This is a genomic window from Pseudomonas sp. PHC1, from assembly GCF_046487845.1.
Taxonomy (GTDB): domain Bacteria; phylum Pseudomonadota; class Gammaproteobacteria; order Pseudomonadales; family Pseudomonadaceae; genus Aquipseudomonas; species Aquipseudomonas sputi.
Genome location: NZ_JBJXHJ010000037.1, coordinates 1 through 18,638, shown reverse-complemented (window position 1 = coordinate 18,638; position 18,638 = coordinate 1). Strand labels below are relative to the sequence as shown.

Here is an 18,638-nt window from a genome sequence, read left to right as displayed (position 1 = left end):
TGGAGTTCCGCTCATGCCCCATGAAGGCAATCTGTTGCAAGCCGCCGTCGTCTTTCTCTTCGCCGCCGTGCTCACCGTTCCTTTGGCCAAGCGCCTGCAACTGGGCGCGGTGCTCGGTTATCTGTTTGCCGGGGTGATCATCGGCCCATCGGTACTGGGCCTGATCGGCAATCCGCAAAGCGTCAGCCATATCTCGGAACTGGGCGTGGTGCTGCTGTTGTTCATCATCGGTCTTGAGCTGTCGCCGCGACGCTTGTGGGTGATGCGCAAATCGGTGTTCGGCGTGGGTCTGGCGCAGGTGCTTTTGACCGGTTCGGTGATCGGCGTGCTGGCGTTGTCGGTGTTCGGCCAGCCGTTGAACAGCGCCATTGTTTTGGGTCTGGGTCTGGCGCTGTCGTCCACCGCATTCGGGTTGCAAAGCCTCGCCGAGCGCAAGGAACTGACCAGCCCTCACGGTCGCCTGGCGTTTGCGATTCTGCTGTTCCAGGACATCGCCGCGATCCCGCTGATCGCGCTGGTGCCGATGCTCGCGGGGGTCGATCACCACACCAGCACCGCCGAAGACGTGCGTCACAGTTTGCAGGTGCTCGGCGGTATCGCGGTGGTGGTGATCGGCGGACGTTATCTGCTGCGTCCGGTGTTCCGCATCGTGGCGAAAACCGGTCTGCCGGAAGTCTCCACCGCCACCGCGTTGCTGGTGGTGATCGGCACCGCGTGGCTGATGGACATGGTCGGTGTGTCGATGGCACTGGGCGCGTTTCTCGCCGGGTTGCTGCTGGCGGATTCGGAATATCGCCATGAGCTGGAAGCGCAGATCGAGCCGTTCAAGGGCCTGCTGCTGGGGCTGTTCTTCATCAGTGTCGGCATGGGCGCCAACCTCAGTCTGCTACTCAGCGCACCGATCACGGTGCTGGGGCTGACGCTGCTGCTGATCGCGTTGAAGTTGCCGTTACTGTTTTTGGTCGGGCGCCTGGCCGGTGGCTTGAACAAGGTCAGCGCGATCCGACTCGGCATCGTGCTGGCGGCGGGCGGTGAATTTGCCTTTGTGGTGTTCAAGATCGGTCGCGATCAAGGTCTGTTCGAACCGCGTCTGTACGACCTGCTGGTGCTGACCATCACCCTGTCGATGGCGGTCACGCCGCTGTTGCTGTTGGTTTGTGCTCGGCTGGTCAGCCCGAAGGTGCAGCCGGTGGAAGTGCCGGAGAAATTCCGCCAGATCGAGACCGAATCCCCACGGGTGGTGATCGCCGGCATGGGCCGGATGGGCCAGATCGTGGCGCGGATCCTGCGGGCGCAGAACATCAAGTTCCTGGCCCTGGATACCTCAGTGGAAACCATCGAACTGTCGCGCAGTTTTGGTGGTGTGCCGGTGTTCTACGGTGATCCGATGCGTCCGGAGATCCTCAATGCGGCCAAAGTCGGTGAAGCGGAGTATTTCGTGATTGCCACGGACGATCCGGAGACCAACATCAAGACTGCCGAGATCGTGCGCAAGCTCTACCCTCACATGAAGATCATCGCCCGGGCGCGTAACCGGCAGCACGTTCACCGCTTGGTGGATATCGGCGCCGATCCGATCCGGGAGACCTATTACTCCAGTCTGGAAATGAGCCGTCGCACGCTGGTTGGCCTGGGCTTGACCCAGGCCCAGGCGGATGCACGGATCAAACGCTTCAAGCACCATGACGAGCAGGTGCTCGAGGCTCAACACGCGGTTTACGACGACGCGACCAAGGTGCTGCAGACCGCCCAGGAAGCGCGGGCGGAACTGGCCCGGTTGTTCGAGTCGGATCAACTGGAAGAACAATCGGGCAAGTCCTGACCTGACCCTGATCGTTCCCACGCTCTGCGTGGGAACGATCAGGTGGGAAACTCCCACAAGTTCAGGCCATCTCCAGCGCCCGCTCTTCCTGCACGGGCGCCACTGCAAACCGGTCCGCCAGAAACGGCGTGATGTCCAGCGGCAGCGGTTCATCGTTGACCAGTTTGTCCAGCAGCACCCCGGTAATCGCCGAGGTCAGCACGCCAGTGCGAAAATGCCCGCAGGCATTGAGATACCCCTCCACCCCGGCCATCGGCCCGAGAATCGGCAACTCATCCGGTGAGCCCGGCCGCAGCCCGGCCCAGGTACGTTTGAGGTTGATGTCCGCCAGCTCCGGCAAACAACGCACGGCGCCCTGCACCAGCCCGGCGATTTCCGGCCAGGTGGTGGTGACGTCAAAGCCCTTGTCCTCGGTGGTGCTGCCGATCAGGATTTCGCCGTTGTCCTTCTGCGCCATGTAGCAATCGCTGGTGGTCAGGCAGCCGTTGAGGATTTTCGGCAGGCGTTCGGTCAGCAGGATCTGGCCTTTCACCGGTTTCACCGGAATCCGGATGCCCGTGGCCCACTCGCTCAGATCCGCTGCCCAGGCGCCGGCGGCATTGATCAGGGTTTTGCAGTGGAACACCCCCGCTTCAGCCGTCTGCACCCCGGTCACTCGCGAGCCGTGATGCAATACGCCAGTGATGTTGGTGTTGACGTACATCTCGACGCCATTTTGCCGGGCGCCTTCGGTGTAGGCGTCGGCCAGACGGAACGGGCTGACCTGATGGTCGCAGAGAAACTCCAGCGCGCCGCGTGCCTCATGGCTGACGCTCGGCTCGGACTCGCGCAACGCAGCCTGATCGAGCCAGCGCACCTGATCGGCCAGGTGCGGAATGCAGCCGACGATGTGCTCGGCGTACAACCGGTCTTCATCGTCATAGATCACGAATTTGAGCCCGGTCTTTTCGAACTTGAAATCCATCCCGTGGTTGTCGCGCAACTCACGGTGCAACGCCGGGTACAGCGCATTGGATTGCAAGGCGAAATCGAAGAACGACGGCGGCAGGATGTGCGGCGTGCTGGCGTCCACCGCCACCGCCGCGCCCTGGGTTTCGCGCTTGCGGTTGGCCGACATCATGCGAAAGAAAATCACCCCGCAGCCCAGCCCCACCGATTCACCGATGGCCCACAGACCACCGGCCGAGGCGCGGGTCGCGTTGCCCGGGCGCTTGGCGTCGATCAGCGCGACCTTGAGGCCTTTGCGCTTGGACAGTTGATAGGCGATGGACGCACCGATCACACCGCCGCCGGCGATGACCACGTCATAGAACTTACTCATGGGAAACGGCCTCCGTGCCGAGGGACTGGAACGCGGAAAAGGGAATCGGATCGATCGGGAAACGCGGCCGCAGCCAGCCGACGTCCTTGCGCCCGGTAGCCTGACGCAAACGGTCGCTGCAATAGCCGACACACATCCGCCCCTGACAGTCGCCCATGCTGACGCGGGTACGCATTTTCAGGCTGGCAATGTCTTGCACGCCCTGCTCCAGTGCGCGGTCGATGTCGGCGCGGGTCGCGTGTTCGCAACGGCAGATCACTGTGTCGGCGGCCGGCAAGGCGGTCTGCCCGACGCCGCGTTCGGTGTAGCGATCCACCGCCGCGCGGAAACGCACGATGGCTTTGAGTTTGCCCAGGTAGCGATCGCGACGGACTCGCGCCAGTTCTTCCTCAAGAACGCCGCGCTGCAGCAGGATCGAAGTGGCGGCGATCTTGCCGGCGAGCATGGCTGCTTCACCGCCGCGAATCCCGCCCATGTCACCGGCCAGGTGCACGTGGGGCTCGCTGCTCTGCTGCCAGATGTTGGCGTTGGCGCGCAGGTAACCGTCGTCGCTGAAGCCGTGATCCAGGCCCATCTGCTGACTCAGTTGCGTGCGTGGAATGAAGCCGTAGCCAACCGCGAGGGTCTTCGCTTCGAAGCGTTCGGCGCGGCTCATGTCCGGCGCCCACGTTGCCGAGTACGGCGCCACGCTGACGCTTTTCAGTTCACCTTCGCCGTGCGCTTCGACCACGCCCCAGCCGTAGTGCATCGGAATGCCGTGCAGCTTCAAATAAGCGAGCATGCTCAAGCCATCGAGGAACAGTTGCGGCTTGTTCAGCAGCGCCAGGCTTTCCTTGGCGATCTTGCCGAACGCGCAGGCCTCGTAGACACCCGCCACGCTCACGCCCGACGCGTGCAGCTGGGTCGCCACCAACGGCAGCAACGGCCCGGTGCCGGCGATCACCACCGGGCCCTGCGGTTTGACCACGCCGCTTTTGATCTGCAATTGCAGGCCGCCGAGCATCATCACGCCGGGCAAGGTCCAGCCGGGAAACGGCACACTGCGCTCATGGCAACCGGCGGCCAGCAGCAGTTGCGGGTATTCGATTTCATGCAGACGCTCGTCGCCGTCCAGCACCACCAGCGAGCGCGTGCCTTCGGCGCCGACCACGCGGTGGTTGAGGCGCACGTCGATCAACCCGGACTGCTCCTGGAAATCGCCGTGCAATTTGCCCAGCGCCTCGGCATAGCGCGGCCCCAGGTAATCCAGCTGCACACCGTCGCGCAGCGGCCCGCGATAGACCACGCCACCGAGGCGCGACGCTTCTTCAAGCAAGGTGCAGCGCACCCCGTGCCGGGCCAGTTCGATGGCCGCCGCCATGCCCGCCGGGCCACCGCCGACGATTACCGGATGCAGGCTCATACCACCTCCTGCCCGTGAATGCGGTTGACCTGGGTTTCGATCTGCATGCCCTCGCGCACGACGGTCTGGCAGGCGCGACGCTTGTGCCGGCCGTTGATTTTCACCAGGCAGCACTGGCAAACGCCCATGCCGCAATAGGCACCGCTGATCTGGTTGTGATCGTTGCGCGCGACCTGACGCACGCCGAGGGACTGAATGACGCTGAGCACGGTTTCGCCGATGGCGGCAGTGACCGGCTGGCCGTTGATGTGGACAGTCATATCCGCCTGCGTCAACGGCTGGATATCGAAGGTTCTTTCTAGGCAGTGCATTGCAATGATCATCCGTGAAAAGTTCAGGTGAGGTTGAAACAGCTCCTTGCTGCACTACACCTCGCCGGCTCGTGGGGGTTATCGCTCTATCGGGCCGGCAGGGTTACTCCGTCTGCGCAGCAAAGTGCGCGCAAGCAATGTAGTCGATCCAGCGGCAAGGGCCTGGAAATTTCACGGTAGGGGATATTGCGCCGACGAATATTGATCCAGGCCATGGAAATGACTGTAGGGTTCTGCGAACTCGACACTGCGTAGAAAGCAAAAAGCCGCTTCAACCCGAAGGTGGAAGCGGCCAAGGCATGTGCCTCAAGGAATCAGTGCACGAACAGGGCGATCAGGATGATGATCGGGATCGGTACGCCGAGGAAAAACAGCAGAAGTGAGCGCATGGTGATTCTCCTTGATTAACGGACTGGCGGCAGGTTGCTCGTGGTGTAGGTTTCGACTTCGACGTACTCGACCGCGTCCCGGCGGCGACCGCCGAAGGTGGCCGAAAGACTGGCGAAGAACGCACCGGCCAGCAGCGCGATGAACATCCACAGCGTCGTCCAGGCAGCGACTTTGGCGGCAGTGTCGGCGGCTTGTTGCGCTTTCACCTTGGCGTCGGCGATTGCCTTTTGGGTGCGGGCATAGATTTCATCGACCCGACGTTCGGCATCGGCCTGGGTCAGGTTGGTACGCTGGGCGACCAGTTGGGCGAGGTATGTACGGTCTTCAGCGCTGAGCTGGCCGTTGGCCAGGCTCTGGGCAAAGATCCGGGTCACGGTGCCACGGGCGGCGTCATCGCTGACGGCAGCGGGACGATCATCGCGAAACAGGCTGTCGACGAAGTAACCGTACGGGTCACTGTCGGTATTGCCCGCCGCCGTGCCGGCTGCTTGCGTCATGGCACCGGCCGCGCCGCCGGCAACACTGGCACCGGCCTGCAAGCCACCGCTGACGATGCTGCTCACCGAGCCAACCACCAGTGTCGCGGTGACCAGCGTGGCCACGCACCAGGCGAGGAAGCCATGAGCGGTGTCGCGGAAGTACACCTCATCACCGTGCATGTTGGCCCACTTCACCCGCAGGCGACCGGCGATGTAGCCACCCAGGCCCGAAGCGATGATTTGCGTGGCGGCCAACCAGATGATGGTGGAAATGCCCAGGCCTTTGGCGCTGACGCCCTCCCCGGCCCACGGTGAAACGGCGGAGAAGCCCAGACCGAAACCCAGCAGCACCAGAATCAGCGACAGTGCCGCTGCAGCGGCAGCCCCGGCGAAGATCGCGCCCCAGGACACGCCCGAGACGTTGCTCGACTCTCCTTCGTAGGCAGGATAAAACCCATCAGAGGATCTATTCATTGTTGTAGTGCTCCAGGCATGAAAAATGGTGTTACAACTCGTCATCAGAGGAATTGCAGTGACCGTGCCAGTCGCCAACATTAAATAAACCGTTTTGATTCAAACACTTAAAAAGAGTGAACTTCTCGGATCCATGCAAATTGCAAAAAACGGGCATTAACAGCGGGTTTTATGCATTGCCACAAAAGCCCGGTCGTGGCGTGTGTCGCCGCTAGAACATGAAAGTTAATTTAAAGCGCCGGCGCAAAATCTTGGCAAAATGCTGCCATTGCGTTTGAACAGACCAGCAGGCCCACCATGACTCGCATCCTCACCATTGAAGACGACGCCGTGACCGCCCGGGAAATTGTCGCCGAACTGAGCAGCCACGGCCTCGACGTGGACTGGGTCGACAACGGCCGTGAAGGCCTGGACCGCGCCGTCAGCGGCAACTACGACCTGATCACCCTCGACCGCATGCTGCCGGAACTCGATGGCCTGGCCATCGTCACCACCCTGCGCACCATGGGGGTGGCCACGCCGATCCTGATGATCAGCGCCCTCTCCGACGTCGACGAGCGTGTGCGTGGCTTGCGCGCCGGCGGCGATGACTACCTGACCAAACCGTTCGCCACCGATGAAATGGCCGCCCGGGTCGAAGTGTTGCTGCGTCGGCAGAACAGCAGTGGCGCACAACCGACCACGTTGCAGGTGGCGGATCTGCAGCTCGACCTGATCAGCCACGAAGCCCGTCGCGCCGAGCAGGTGCTGACGCTGCTGCCGACCGAGTACAAACTGCTGGAATTTCTGATGCGCAACAGCGGCCAGATCCTGTCGCGGATGATGATTTTCGAAGAGGTCTGGGGCTATCACTTCGACCCTGGTACCAACCTGATCGACGTGCACATCGGCCGCCTGCGCAAGAAGATCGACCCGCCGGGCAACGTCCCGCTGATCCGCACGGTGCGAGGCTCGGGTTATGTCATTGCCGAACCCGTCTGACGGTTGGCGTTCTTCCAGCAGCCGCTTGCTGGCGCTGTACAGTTCGTTGTTCGTGGCCTGGAGCGCGATCCTCATGGGGGTCATGTACTTCGAGGTGTCCGGTTATCTCGACAACCTGGCCAAGCACTCGCTGATGCAACGTCAGCACCTGTTTTCGCATTTTCGCGGCGATCAGCTGGAAGACGCGCTCGCCGCCAGCATGACCTTCGACATTCGCGGCATCGACGCCTACGGCCTGTTTGACGCCCAGCACCGCTACCTGGGTGGCGCGTTGCAGAGAATCCCCGAGGGCCTGCCGCTGGACGGCAAGATCCACATGCTCAGCGAATGCGCCGACTCCGACGACCCGACCCTGCCCAACGACAGCTGCGACGCGGTCGCCACCCCGACCCGCGACGGCCGTTGGCTGGTGTTGTTGCGCGATAACGGCTCGCTGTTCGCGGTGACGAAGATCATTCTGCATGCATTGCTCTGGGGCGTGTCGCTGACGATTGTGCCGGGGGTCATCGGCTGGCATTTGCTGCGTCGTCGACCGCTGCGGCGGATTCGGGCGATCCAGGCCAGCGCCCAGTCGATTGTCGCCGGCGACCTGACTCACCGTTTGCCACTGTCCAATCGCCGCGATGAGCTGGACATGCTCGCCGCCATCGTCAACGCCATGCTTGATCGCATCGAGCGCTTGATGAATGAAGTCAAAGGCGTGTGCGACAACATCGCGCATGACCTGCGCACCCCGCTGACCCGTCTGCGCGCCCAGTTGTATCGCATGCAACAGCAGGCCGGCGAAGGCTCGCCGGAAGCGGCGCAACTGGATCTGGTGCTGGCCGAGGCCGATACGCTGATGGCGCGGTTTCGCGGGCTGCTGAGGATTTCCGAGCTGGAGGATCGTCAGCGGCGCTCGGGGTTTGTCGAGCTCGATCCGGTGTTGTTGCTGCAGGAACTGCACGAGTTCTATCTGCCGCTGGCCGAAGACGACGAGTTGCGTTTCGAGCTGAACATGCCGGAAACCCTGCCGATGCTGAACGGTGATCGGGCATTGCTGTTTGAAGCACTGGCGAACCTGTTGAGCAACTCGATCAAGTTCACCCCGGCCGGTGGCACGGTGGTGTTGCGCGGGGTCAATGATGCGGGGCATACGCGGATCGAAGTGCACGACTCCGGTCCCGGGATTCCCGAGTCCGAACGGGAGGCGGTGTTCCAGCGTTTCTACCGCGCCGAGGGCGGGCAACTGCAAAATGGTTTTGGCCTGGGGCTGTCGATCGTTGCGGCGATCGTCAACCTGCATGGGTTCAGTCTTGAGGTGGGACGCAGCGATCTGGGTGGGGCGAAGCTGGTGCTGGATTGTCGGCAGCGCCTGATTTCACAGTCTTGAGATAGATCGTTCCCACGCTCTGCGTGGGAACGATCATTACAAACTCAGGCGGGGTAGTTCGCGCGCAGTGCCTCAAGCCCCCCCTGATAGATCCCGCTGAACAGCGCCACCACTTCCTCATCGCTCACGCCCTTCGCCGTGAAGCGTCCCGACCACGTCACCTTCGCGCCCTGCCCTTGGGCTTCAACACGAATCGTCGCCAGATAATCAGTGGCCGGAAACGGTGCCTGCAAAATCGAATAGCTGTAGGTTTTGCCCGCGTGATCGAACGTCTCCAGACGCTCGACCACCACCCCACCGTCAGCGGTTTGCAAAGTGCGTACACGCCCGCCTTCACTCAACTCGCTGCTGGGAATGAACGGCAGCCAGTCCGGCAGAGTGTTGAAGCCGCCAATCAATTGCCAGACCTGATCGGCCGAAGCCGGGATCTCGATCGTTGCTGATGCTGTTGCCATAACTAAAAAGTCTCTCTCAATAAATTCAGATAGTCAGGCTGTCGACCACGCCGCCGTCGACCCGCAACGCGGCGCCAGTGGTGGCTGAAGACAGCGGTGAAGCGATGTAGGTGACCAGGTGCGCGACCTCTTCGACATCCGCCACGCGCTGGATGATCGAGCTCGGACGAGCCCGGCGCACAAAGGCGTCAGCCTCGTCCCGCAGGCTGCGACCGGACTCGGCGGCGGCATCCTTGAGCATTTCCTCGACACCGTCGGTGAAGGTCGGCCCCGGCAGGATCGCGTTGACCGTCACCCCGGTGCCCGCCAGACGCTTGGCCAGGCCATGGGACACCGCGAGGTTGGCGCTTTTGGTCACGCCGTAGTTGATCATGTCGGCCGGGGTGGCCACGCCGGATTCCGAAGACAGGAAGATCACCCGGCCCCAGCCCTGCTCGACCATCGCCGGCACGTAATGCCGCGACAGGCGTACGCCGGAAATCACGTTGATTTCATAGAAGCGCGTCCATTCATCGTCCGGCGCGTCGAAAAAATCCACGGCGTTGTAGATCCCGAGGTTATTCACCAGGATGTCGGCTTTCGGTTCGGCGGCGAACAGTTTCTGCGCGCCTTCGGCCGTGCCCAGATCCGCCGTCAGACCGCGCAGTTGCGCGCCCGGCACCTTGTCGCGAATGCTCGCCAGCGCCTGTTCGACCTTGGCCGCGTCGCGACCGATCACCACCACCGTGGCGCCCGCCTCGGCCAGCGACTGGCTGATGCCCAAACCGATGCCCGCCGTGCTGCCGCTGACAATCGCCAGTTTTCCGCTCAGATCGATCTTCATGCTTTCACCTCGTCGATGGGTAATGGTGCACGTTCGGACACCAGTCTCGCTTCACGCATGGCCTGCCAGAAACCGGCCGGAATAACCGCCGACAGCGCCGCCACATCTTCAGCGATGCGCCCCGGTTTGCTCGCGCCGGGAATCACGGCTGCCACAGCCGGATTGGCCAGCGAGAATTGTAGTGCAGCCGCTTTGACATCCACGCCATGGGCCGCGGCGATGCGTTTGATCTGCTCGACCTTCGCCACGATCTCAGGGCTGGCCTTCTGGTATTCGAAGTGCGCGCCGCCGGCCAGGATCCCCGAGCTGTAGGGGCCGCCGACAACAATCTCGACATTCTGTGCCCGCGCCGAATCCATCAAACGCTGCAGAGCGCGGTCGTGATCGAGCAAAGTGTAGCGGCCGGCCAGCAGGAAGCCGTCAGGCTGCGCTTCGGTCAGGTCCAGCGTCAACTCGCACGGCTCGACCTTGTTCACGCCCAGGCCCCAACCCTTGATCACACCTTCTTCACGCAGGCGGGTCAGGACTTTGAAGGCGCCGGTGCGGGCCTGATTGAAGTACTCCAGCCATTGGTCGCCGTAGAAATCCTGAGCGATGTCGTGAACCCAGACGATGTCGAGGCGATCGGTTTTCAGACGTTTGAGGCTGTCTTCGATCGAGCGCAACGTGGCGTCGGCGCTGTAGTCGTTGACGATTTTGTTCGGGCGGCCATGTTCGAATACCCCGCTTTTCTCGCCCAGATCCCGGGCGGCAGCGTCTTCGACTTCATCGAGAATCACCCGGCCAACCTTGGTGCTGAGCACATAGTCGTCACGCTGGTAGCGGGACAGTGCTTCGCCGAGGCGGATTTCCGAAAGGCCCGAGCCGTAGAACGGCGCGGTGTCAAAGTAACGCACCCCGGCCTCCCACGCCGCGTGCACGGTGGCTTGCGCTTCCTCTTCAGGAATGGCGCGGAACATGTTGCCCAGTGGCGCGGTGCCAAAGCCGAGTTGGCCGGGGAGTTTGTCTTTCAAGCTCATGATGCTGTCCTCGTAAGTCGTGGTCGGTGTTGACCGTTGAGCAGATCCTAGATTGCGCCACCAAGACCGTCCAAGACATAATCCGCAGCACTTGAGTCCCTGAAGGTCTGACATGATCGACATCCGCCAATTGCGCTACTTCGTCGCCGTCGCCGAGGAAGAACACGTCGGCCGCGCCGCCGAGCGCCTGCACATTTCCCAGTCGCCCCTGAGCCGGCAGATCGCCCAGCTCGAAGAACGCCTGGGCCTGACCCTGTTCGAGCGCAGCCAGCAGCGTATCCGCCTGACCCGCGACGGCCAGACCTTTCTTGCCGAAACCCGCGCCCTGCTGACCCACGCCAATCGCCTGGAATCCCTCGGCAAACGCCTGGGCCGTGGCGAAGAAGGCGGCCTGTGCATCGGCTACATCGAAAACGCGATGCACGCCGGGGTCTTGCCCAATGCCCTGCGCGTGCTGCGGGTCGATCGGCCCAACGTGCATGTCGCGCTGTACAACCTGAGTTCCGCCGAACAACTGGAAGGTCTGCGTCAGCGTAGCCTCGATATCGCGCTGGTCAGTGAACCGCCGACGATCGACGACCCTGACCTGCTGGGCTTTCAGGTGCTGGACGACCCGATGCTGCTGGCGCTGCCCGAACGACACCCGCTGAACCAACTGGCGTCGCTGACCCCGACGGATCTGGCCGATCAGGAATGGATCGGCGTGCAGCCACGCCAAGGGGCCGACGATGAGTTCGTCAGCGCCTGTATCCGCGCAGGTTTCACCCCGGATGTGCGGATGCAGGCCACCGAGCCGTTTACCGCGTTGGGGCTGGTCGCCTCGGGCCTGGGGATCGCGATGATCCAGAAGGGCCTGAGCCACAATGCACCGCCGGGCGTGGTGTTGCGGGAAGTGCCGTGGCTGGCGTTCACCACACCGTTGTGGGCGGCGTGGCACCGGATCAACCTGCGGCCGCTGGTGGAAACGTTTCGCCAGGTATTGACCGGCATCGATCCCGCCCAGTGACCCGACAGCGCAAGACTTTGCTGCTTTACTGAAAAGACTCAAAAAACCAGCGAGCCTTCCGGCATGAACCGCAATGACCTGCGTCGCGTGGACATGAACCTGTTGGTGATTTTCGAAACCCTGATGTTCGAAAAGAACCTGACCCGCGCCGGGGAAAAGCTGTTCCTCGGCCAACCCGCCGTCAGTGCTTCACTGGCGAAACTGCGCGACCTGTTCGACGACCCGTTGCTGGTGCGCAACGGCCGCGTGCTGGAGCCGACCCAGCGGGCGCTGGCGATCCTCAAGGAATTGCAGCCGGCAATGGACACCATTTCCGGGGCGGTCAGCCGGGCCAAGGATTTCGACCCGTTGACCAGCCGCGACGTGTTTCGCATCGGTCTGTCGGACGACGCCGAGTTCGGCCTGCTGCCCCCGCTGCTCAAGCAATTGCGCGAGGAAGCGCCGGACGTGGTGGTGGTCATCCGCCGGGTGAATTTCCTGCTGATGCCGTCGATGCTGGCGTCCGGGGAAATTTCCGTCGGCGTCAGTTACACCACCGAATTGCCGGCCAATGCCAAACGCAAAAAACTGCGGGACCTGCGCTGCAAGATCTTGCGTGGCGACGACCGCCCCGGTGCACTGACCCTCGATGACTACTGCGAACGGCCTCATGCGCTGGTGTCGTTTTCCGGGGATCTGGGCGGTGCCATCGACAACGATCTGGCGCGGATCAACCGCGCGCGTCGTGTGGTGCTGGCAGTGCCGCAATTCGCCCCGCTGCGGGCGATTCTGGCCGGCACCGACATGCTGGCCACCGTGCCGGATTTCGCCGCTTGTGCGCTGGTCGAAGGCAGCAGCGTATTGCGCGCCGACGACCCGCCGTTCGACATCGTACCGTCGGAGCTGTCGATGGTCTGGAACGGGGTCAACGACAACGATCCGGCGGAACGCTGGTTGCGCTCGCTGATTGCCCATCACATGTCGGCGCCTCTTCCACTACAGGCGCACTGATCGGCTTGAACCCCGGATCAACCTCGCGCAAGTAAACCGGCAGGTCGGTCATCGGCGGCATCTGCGGGATCTCGAAATACATCTGCACCACCCAGCCACGGTGATAATTGTTGTGATTGATCACGTGCATCAGGATCGCCCCGGCGTTCATGGTGCCGCCATCGCCGGAAACGAATTTGAAGTCGATCGAGCGGTTCAGCGAGGCTTCGGTCTGCTGCGCGCTCCAGGAGCGATACCAGCCGTCGACTTTCTGCTGGGCCTGGCGCAGCTCGCCGAGGTCGGCGTGCACCAGATCATGGGACGTCTTGAAACCGTGGTCGCGTCCTTCAAGGTGAGCCTGCCAGATCCGGTCGACCACGTAGATGTGGTTCAGCGTACCGATCATGTTCTTGAAAACCGTCTTGCGCTCCCTCGTCGTCTCCCCCGCCGGCAGCGCTTGCAGGCTGTCGAACAGACGCTGATTGGCCCAGGACTTGTAGTCCGTCAGCAGATGGGCCGTAGCCAGATTGATCATCGCGGGTCACCGTAGGCACAAAAAAGGGCTCCGCCTAGGATAGACCTCTCTTGCGGGAATGGCGGTGGTGCTGACTATTGGTCGGGTCTACAGTGAAATCGCCGTCCCCTTCACAAGGACGTGAAGCATGCAAAATCGCCCGACGCTGGCGATTGGTGCCCGGGGTTTATTGAGGTTGCAGACGCAGTTGACCGTTGCTGTCGATGCTCAGGGCAATGTCACGGTAACTGGCAATCGTCGCATGTGTGGTTTCAAGCGGATGCTGGTGAGTCGTGGTGATGACCATCAACGGCGCGCCGGCGGCTTCAGCGGCTTGAATACCGACGGTGGCATCTTCGAAAATCAGGCAGTCCGCCGGCTCCAGGCCCAGGCGTTTGGCCGCCAGACGATAACCGGCCGGATCCGGTTTGCCGGCGCTCACGTCCTCGGCGGTGATCATTACCGCCGGTTCAGGAATCCCCGCCGCCGCCATCCGCCGCAACGCCAGATCCCGTGGCGCCGAAGTCACCATGGCCCAGCGATCCGTCGGCAACGACTTGAGAAACGCCGCCGCCCCCGGAATCTCGACAATGCCTTCGACGTCTTCGATTTCCGCCTCGGTGATGAACGCCGCTTGCGCCTCGGCGTCCACGCCCGGCAGGTTCAGGCGAGTGATGGTGTCGATGGCACGCACGCCGTGGATGGTCGGCAGGAACGTTTCGACGTTCACCCCGTGGCGCACGGCCCAGGCGGACCAGATCCGCTCGGCGGCAGCGATGGAGTTGAGGACGGTGCCGTCCATGTCGAACAGAAACGCGCCGAACGCGCGATTGAAAACAGTCTCGTGAGCTGACAAAAGATCACATCCTCGCAAGGGGCCGGGCAACGATGCCCGGCAATGTAGCACTTGCTAGACGCTTCAGTGCAGACGCGGTGCCTTGGATTTGAACGCACCGTCCACGCAGTCGAGCAACTGGCCGATGGCCCAGGGCTTCTTGATGAACGCCACCGGATGCTTCACGCCCGAGGTTTCCGGTGTTTCATAACCGGACATGACCATCACCGGTTTGTCCGGCCAGCGCTCGCCGACCAGGTTGGCCAGGTCCGCCCCGTTGAGGGTGCCGGGCATGGTGATGTCGGTGAGCAGCAGCGCCACTTCGGGCGCGTGCTCTTCCAGATATTGCGAAGCCGCATCGGCACTGGTCTGCGGCTCGACCTTGAAACCTTCCTCCTGAAGAATTTCGCACAGAAACTCCAGAATCAACGGATCGTCCTCGACTACCAGAATCAATCCGCCAGGAAGGTGCGCGCTCGACGTCGAAATTGGACACATGAACTGGCACTCCCTGAATTGCATGAACGATTTAGCGGCTTGAATCCGCTGCTTATCAGGTATGAGCAGCACCTTCTACAGAAATTCATTTTTGATACAGGTCTTTTCGATAACACTCGGTCGATGGGCAGTCGCCGGTACGAAATTGCGGTTAAAATGCGCGCCCTTTTGCTGGCCGATCCCGATTGATGAACCCTCAAGCCCTCGCCGTTCTCCATGCCCACCTGCTCACCGCGCTGACGTCGGCACCGGTCGAAACCCGGCGCCTGTTTCATGGGCGCGGGCGTTGCTGGCCGGGGCTGGAACAAGTCACCGTGGACTGGCTGCAAGGCGTGGTGCTGGTGTCGCTGTTCAAGGAGCCCGAGGCTTCGCAGCTGGAAGACCTCAAGCGTCTATTGCTGGAGATCACCGGTTCAAAGCAATGGCAGCAATCCGGCGCCCAGACTCTGCTGATTCAGCATCGTTACCTGCCGCAGAGCACCGCCGAATGGCTGTTGGGCGAAGAAATCGACGAGATGACCATCGTCGAGGGCGGGCTGAGATATCGGGTGGATCTGGGTCGCAAGCAGAACGCCGGGCTGTTTCTCGACATGCGCTACGGGCGCAACTGGGTGCGCGAACAGGCGGCGGGCAAACGGGTGCTGAACCTGTTCGCCTACACCTGCGGCTTCTCGGTGGCGGCCATCGAGGGCGGCGCCAGCCATGTGGTCAACCTCGACATGTCCCGCGCCGCCCTGAGCCGGGGCCGCGACAATCACCGACTGAACGGGCACGACCTGAGCAAGGTCAGTTTTCTCGGCCATGACCTGTTCAAGTCCTGGGGCAAAGTGATCAACAGCGGCCCGTACGATCTGGTGATCATCGACCCGCCGTCGTTCCAGAAAGGCAGCTTTCTGCTGACCAAGGACTACCAACGTGTGCTGCGTCGTCTGCCGGAACTGCTGACGGCGCAGGGCACCGTGCTGGCCTGCATGAATGATCCATCGTTCGGTTCGGACTTCCTGATCAACGGCGTGACCCAGGAAGCGCCGAGCCTGCGCTTCGAGCAGCGGTTGGAGAATCCACCGGAGTTTCCCGATGTCGATCCTGAAAGCGGCCTGAAGGCGCTGGTCTTCAAGCGCACTGAATAACTTCCTCGCCGGTTTCAGCGGAACAGTCCGAGGCCCATTTCGCGCGCAGCTTGCAACTGCACCGCCGGATCGCTCGACTCGGACTCCAGCAACAGCGCCGAGCCCGCCACCGTCGCCCCGCAGTAATCGAAGATGCCGTGATCAATCTGCGTCTTCATCGCCGCGCCGTAGCCGTGGCGCTCGTAGGTGCGCGCATCCGCCCCGCCGAGTCCGACCAGGTGCACACGCAGCCGTCCGAGCTTCTTGTGCGTCGAATCACCATCGAAATCGTACGCCCAGCCATTGCTGAACACCCGGTCGATCCAGCCCTTGAGCAGCGCCGGCATCGACCACCAGAACACCGGATATACCAGTACCAGCGCATCGGCGCGGTCGATACGCGCCTGCTCGGCCAGCACGTCCGCCGGTGGTGCGGACTCGCGATGATGCACCGCCCAGTCGGCCACGCCGAATCTCGGGTCGAATGCCTCGGCGTGCAGGTCGGCGATTTCGAAGGTGTTGGACGGATCGCTTTGCGACAGTCCTTTGGCAATCTGCTGCGCCAATGAGTGGGTCAGCGAACGTGGATCATCGTGATCGACAACAATCAATGCGTGCATGGGGAAATCTCCGGTTGGTGATTGCTGACCAAAGGCTTATCCTTTGGATAAGTTACGACTAGTAAGTTACCTTCAGTAAGTTACGTTTGGTATATAAGCAATGTCAACCACTGAAATCCCCGATCCCGCACCACCTCGCCGCCGCCTGTCCCGGGAAGACCGCCAGCGCCAGTTGCTCGACATGGCCTGGCAGCTGATTCGCGAAGAAGGCACCGATGCCCTGACCCTCGGCTATCTGGCGGAAAAGGCCGGCGTGACCAAACCCGTGGTCTACGACCACTTCACCACCCGCGCCGGATTGCTCGCGGCGCTGTATCAGGATTTCGACCGGCGCCAGACCGCGCTGATGGACGCGGCGCTGGCCAATGCCGAAGCAACCTTGAGCGGCACTGCGACGGTGATTGCCACGGCGTATGTCGATTGCGTGCTGACCCAGGGCAACGAGATTCCGGGGGTGATCGCCGCCCTGGCGAGCACGCCGGAACTGGAGAAGATCAAGCGTGAATACGAGGCGATCTTTCTGGAGAAGTGCCGCAGCGTGCTCTCGCCTTTTGCGGATGGCGGCGATATTACCCAAGCCGGATTACGCGCCATGCTCGGCGCCGCCGAAGCGCTGTCGCAAGCAGCAGCCACCGGCGAAATCGGCGCCGAGCAGGCTCGTGACGAGCTGTTCGCCACCATCATTGCGATGGTCGAAAGAGCCGCCGCCCGCGCCACCCAAGCAGGTGACTGACGGTACTTGAGCGCATCACCACAGCTTCCTACGATGGAGCTACGCAGTCGCTTGGTCCGCCAAGCCGTTGCGTAGGTGCGGGTGCTCTGAACCCCAATCAAGCCCGCACCTGGCTTCATGCGCATCTTGAGCCTCGCGGGCTCTACTTCCTCCCCATCAAAGAGTCTTGAGGCTCTTTTTTTGTCTCGGAAAATCAGCGTTCGGGTTCGCGGCGGATCGAACGCCACGTGGCCTGGGCCAGCAATTCGCGATAAGCCTTGGGACTGCCCTGCACCCGCCCGGACAGCCACGCGCGGCAATAGCTGTCGGCCTGACCGACGATCAGCGACGGCAACAGCTCGGCCGGGCATTCATTGAGTTCATTTGCGCGTCCGGACTCGGCCAGCCAGGTACGCAGCCCCAGGTTGCGGGTTTTGTTGCGCTCGGCCAGTTCATCCTTGTGCGGCCCCCGGGTCACGGCATAGCGCGCGTGATACTGGAACCGCGCCCATTCCGGCTGGTTCTCGACCCAATCCACGTAGCTGTAGACCAACGCCTGCACGCCCTCTTCGGTGGACGTCGCGTCGGCCAGATAGGCGTCGCGCAGGCGCGCCTGATCCTCCAGCGCGGTGAAGAACAGCGCGGCCACCAGCCCTTCCTTGTTGCCGAAATGGTGGTAGATCGCCCCGACGCTGGTGTCGCACTCGGCGCGGATCATTTCGATGGTGGTGGCCTCGATCCCCTGTTCGTTGAACAGGCGCAGGGCCTTGCGAAAGATGTCGCGCTTGAGTTCGGCACGGCGGCCGGGGTAGCTGCGTTCGAGTAAATCTGCGGTGTCCATGGCCTTGAAAATCCGGGTAAAGGGCACGTCCGTGCCGGTGATCGAAACGCGCACAGGTTGACAGATTTCCCGCGAACAGAATACCGTTCCGTTACAGAATAATATTCTGTAACGGAACATCATTCTGTAAATCCCTTAACCGCGAGGCTTCATCCATGAGTCAGTTTCTCAGCATGTTCAACAGCGTCGGTTCTCAGGCATTCAGTCAGATGGCCTGCCAGGTCGCGCCGTACTTCAGCACCATCAATCCGCTGGTGACCGAGTTGCGGGCAGGTTCCGCGCAGGTACAAGTGCCGTTTCGCCGCGAGATCACCAACCACCTCGGCACCGTGCACGCCATTGCCCTGTGCAACGCCGCCGAACTGGCGGCCGGGATGATGACCGACGTGTCGATTCCCGCTGGTGCACGCTGGATTCCCAAAGGCATGACCGTCGAATACCTGGCCAAGGCCAAGACCGACGTGACCGCCGTGGCCAATGGCGAAGCGTTGGACTGGCAGACCGAAGGCGACAAGATCGTGCCGGTGGATGTTCACGACGCCGAAGGCAAGAAAGTGTTCACGGCGCTAATCACCATGAACGTGAAACTGTCCTGAAATCACCGGCACAAAAAAGGTTCATCACGGATTGCCGGGAAACACGCTCTTGATCTTCATGAAAAAGAATTCGCTATCCCGGTAACCGT

Annotated in this window: 20 protein-coding genes; 8 read left to right on the top strand and 12 right to left on the bottom strand. The window is 62.1% G+C overall.

From position 1 onward, the window contains the following. Positions 1-13: 13 nt before the first annotated feature. Positions 14-1,822: a monovalent cation:proton antiporter-2 (CPA2) family protein gene (locus ACKJSM_RS27870; protein ID WP_339488062.1), complete on the top strand. Its 1,809-nt coding sequence runs from the start codon at positions 14-16 to the stop codon at positions 1,820-1,822. A gap of 61 nt (positions 1,823-1,883) precedes the next feature. Here ACKJSM_RS27870 and hcnC read toward each other — a convergent pair whose 3' ends face one another. The 4 genes from hcnC to ACKJSM_RS27850 all read right to left on the bottom strand — a co-directional run bounded on the left by hcnC (position 1,884) and on the right by ACKJSM_RS27850 (position 6,199). After that, positions 1,884-3,143: a cyanide-forming glycine dehydrogenase subunit HcnC gene (gene hcnC / locus ACKJSM_RS27865; protein ID WP_236177612.1), complete on the bottom strand. Its 1,260-nt coding sequence runs from the start codon at positions 3,141-3,143 to the stop codon at positions 1,884-1,886. Beyond that, positions 3,136-4,545, bottom strand: coding sequence for a cyanide-forming glycine dehydrogenase subunit HcnB (gene hcnB, locus ACKJSM_RS27860; protein WP_410239456.1), 1,410 nt, complete (start codon positions 4,543-4,545; stop codon positions 3,136-3,138). The genes hcnC and hcnB overlap by 8 nt, the downstream gene beginning before the upstream one ends. Beyond that, a complete protein-coding gene (hcnA, locus tag ACKJSM_RS27855; protein ID WP_236177610.1) occupies positions 4,542-4,856 on the bottom strand; it encodes a cyanide-forming glycine dehydrogenase subunit HcnA in 315 nt (104 codons plus the stop codon). The genes hcnB and hcnA overlap by 4 nt, the downstream gene beginning before the upstream one ends. A 404-nt stretch (positions 4,857-5,260) precedes the next feature. Continuing rightward, positions 5,261-6,199: a hypothetical protein gene (locus ACKJSM_RS27850; RefSeq protein WP_236177609.1), complete on the bottom strand. Its 939-nt coding sequence runs from the start codon at positions 6,197-6,199 to the stop codon at positions 5,261-5,263. A 297-nt stretch (positions 6,200-6,496) separates the two neighbouring features. Between ACKJSM_RS27850 and ACKJSM_RS27845 the strand changes: the two genes are divergently transcribed. Both ACKJSM_RS27845 and ACKJSM_RS27840 read left to right on the top strand, forming a co-directional pair. Next, positions 6,497-7,180, top strand: a complete 684-nt coding sequence (locus ACKJSM_RS27845) for a response regulator transcription factor (RefSeq protein ID WP_163975772.1) — start codon at positions 6,497-6,499, stop codon at positions 7,178-7,180. Next, positions 7,158-8,552: a sensor histidine kinase gene (locus ACKJSM_RS27840; protein ID WP_410239455.1), complete on the top strand. Its 1,395-nt coding sequence runs from the start codon at positions 7,158-7,160 to the stop codon at positions 8,550-8,552. Before ACKJSM_RS27845 ends, ACKJSM_RS27840 begins: the two co-directional genes overlap by 23 nt. 44 nt (positions 8,553-8,596) lie before the next feature. Here ACKJSM_RS27840 and ACKJSM_RS27835 read toward each other — a convergent pair whose 3' ends face one another. Genes ACKJSM_RS27835 through ACKJSM_RS27825 form a run of 3 tightly spaced genes read right to left on the bottom strand, consistent with a single transcriptional unit; the run spans position 8,597 to position 10,849 of the window. Next, positions 8,597-9,007, bottom strand: coding sequence for an SRPBCC family protein (locus ACKJSM_RS27835; protein ID WP_410239454.1), 411 nt, complete (start codon positions 9,005-9,007; stop codon positions 8,597-8,599). Positions 9,008-9,032: 25 nt separating this feature from the next. Continuing rightward, complete coding sequence (locus ACKJSM_RS27830; RefSeq protein ID WP_007952959.1) at positions 9,033-9,830, bottom strand: SDR family NAD(P)-dependent oxidoreductase; 798 nt, start codon at positions 9,828-9,830, stop codon at positions 9,033-9,035. Further along, positions 9,827-10,849 (bottom strand): aldo/keto reductase, encoded by a 1,023-nt coding sequence (locus ACKJSM_RS27825; RefSeq protein WP_236177606.1) that lies wholly within the window; start codon positions 10,847-10,849, stop codon positions 9,827-9,829. Before ACKJSM_RS27825 ends, ACKJSM_RS27830 begins: the two co-directional genes overlap by 4 nt. Before the next feature lie 112 nt (positions 10,850-10,961). Between ACKJSM_RS27825 and ACKJSM_RS27820 the strand changes: the two genes are divergently transcribed. Next, complete coding sequence (locus ACKJSM_RS27820) at positions 10,962-11,855, top strand: LysR substrate-binding domain-containing protein (protein WP_410239453.1); 894 nt, start codon at positions 10,962-10,964, stop codon at positions 11,853-11,855. Between the two features lie 63 nt (positions 11,856-11,918). Then, entirely contained in the window at positions 11,919-12,845 is a 927-nt protein-coding gene (locus ACKJSM_RS27815) for a LysR substrate-binding domain-containing protein (RefSeq protein ID WP_410239452.1), read from the top strand. Here the strand turns inward: ACKJSM_RS27815 and ACKJSM_RS27810 are convergent. The 3 genes from ACKJSM_RS27810 to ACKJSM_RS27800 all read right to left on the bottom strand — a co-directional run bounded on the left by ACKJSM_RS27810 (position 12,760) and on the right by ACKJSM_RS27800 (position 14,671). Continuing rightward, positions 12,760-13,359 carry a DinB family protein gene (locus ACKJSM_RS27810; protein WP_410239451.1) on the bottom strand — a complete coding sequence of 200 codons (600 nt, stop codon included), beginning with the start codon at positions 13,357-13,359 and terminating at the stop codon, positions 12,760-12,762. The two genes, ACKJSM_RS27815 and ACKJSM_RS27810, sit on opposite strands and share 86 nt — an antisense overlap. A gap of 166 nt (positions 13,360-13,525) precedes the next feature. After that, a complete protein-coding gene (locus ACKJSM_RS27805; protein ID WP_410239450.1) occupies positions 13,526-14,194 on the bottom strand; it encodes an HAD family hydrolase in 669 nt (222 codons plus the stop codon). Positions 14,195-14,257: 63 nt separating this feature from the next. After that, positions 14,258-14,671, bottom strand: coding sequence for a response regulator (locus ACKJSM_RS27800; RefSeq protein WP_085746029.1), 414 nt, complete (start codon positions 14,669-14,671; stop codon positions 14,258-14,260). A 188-nt stretch (positions 14,672-14,859) separates the two neighbouring features. Between ACKJSM_RS27800 and ACKJSM_RS27795 the strand changes: the two genes are divergently transcribed. Continuing rightward, positions 14,860-15,801: a class I SAM-dependent methyltransferase gene (locus ACKJSM_RS27795; protein ID WP_410239449.1), complete on the top strand. Its 942-nt coding sequence runs from the start codon at positions 14,860-14,862 to the stop codon at positions 15,799-15,801. Positions 15,802-15,815: 14 nt separating this feature from the next. Here the strand turns inward: ACKJSM_RS27795 and ACKJSM_RS27790 are convergent, their stop codons facing one another. Beyond that, on the bottom strand, positions 15,816-16,400 hold the full coding sequence (locus ACKJSM_RS27790) for an NAD(P)H-dependent oxidoreductase (RefSeq protein WP_410239448.1): 585 nt from the start codon (positions 16,398-16,400) through the stop codon (positions 15,816-15,818). 100 nt (positions 16,401-16,500) lie between these two features. On the opposite strand from ACKJSM_RS27790, the gene ACKJSM_RS27785 reads away from it, so the two are divergent. Next, complete coding sequence (locus ACKJSM_RS27785) at positions 16,501-17,133, top strand: TetR/AcrR family transcriptional regulator (protein ID WP_410239447.1); 633 nt, start codon at positions 16,501-16,503, stop codon at positions 17,131-17,133. A 193-nt stretch (positions 17,134-17,326) separates the two neighbouring features. Here the strand turns inward: ACKJSM_RS27785 and ACKJSM_RS27780 are convergent, their stop codons facing one another. Then, positions 17,327-17,953 carry a TetR/AcrR family transcriptional regulator gene (locus tag ACKJSM_RS27780; protein WP_236177598.1) on the bottom strand — a complete coding sequence of 209 codons (627 nt, stop codon included), beginning with the start codon at positions 17,951-17,953 and terminating at the stop codon, positions 17,327-17,329. Between the two features lie 155 nt (positions 17,954-18,108). On the opposite strand from ACKJSM_RS27780, the gene ACKJSM_RS27775 reads away from it, so the two are divergent. Next, positions 18,109-18,549, top strand: coding sequence for a hotdog fold domain-containing protein (locus ACKJSM_RS27775; RefSeq protein WP_410239446.1), 441 nt, complete (start codon positions 18,109-18,111; stop codon positions 18,547-18,549). Positions 18,550-18,638: the final 89 nt, after the last annotated feature.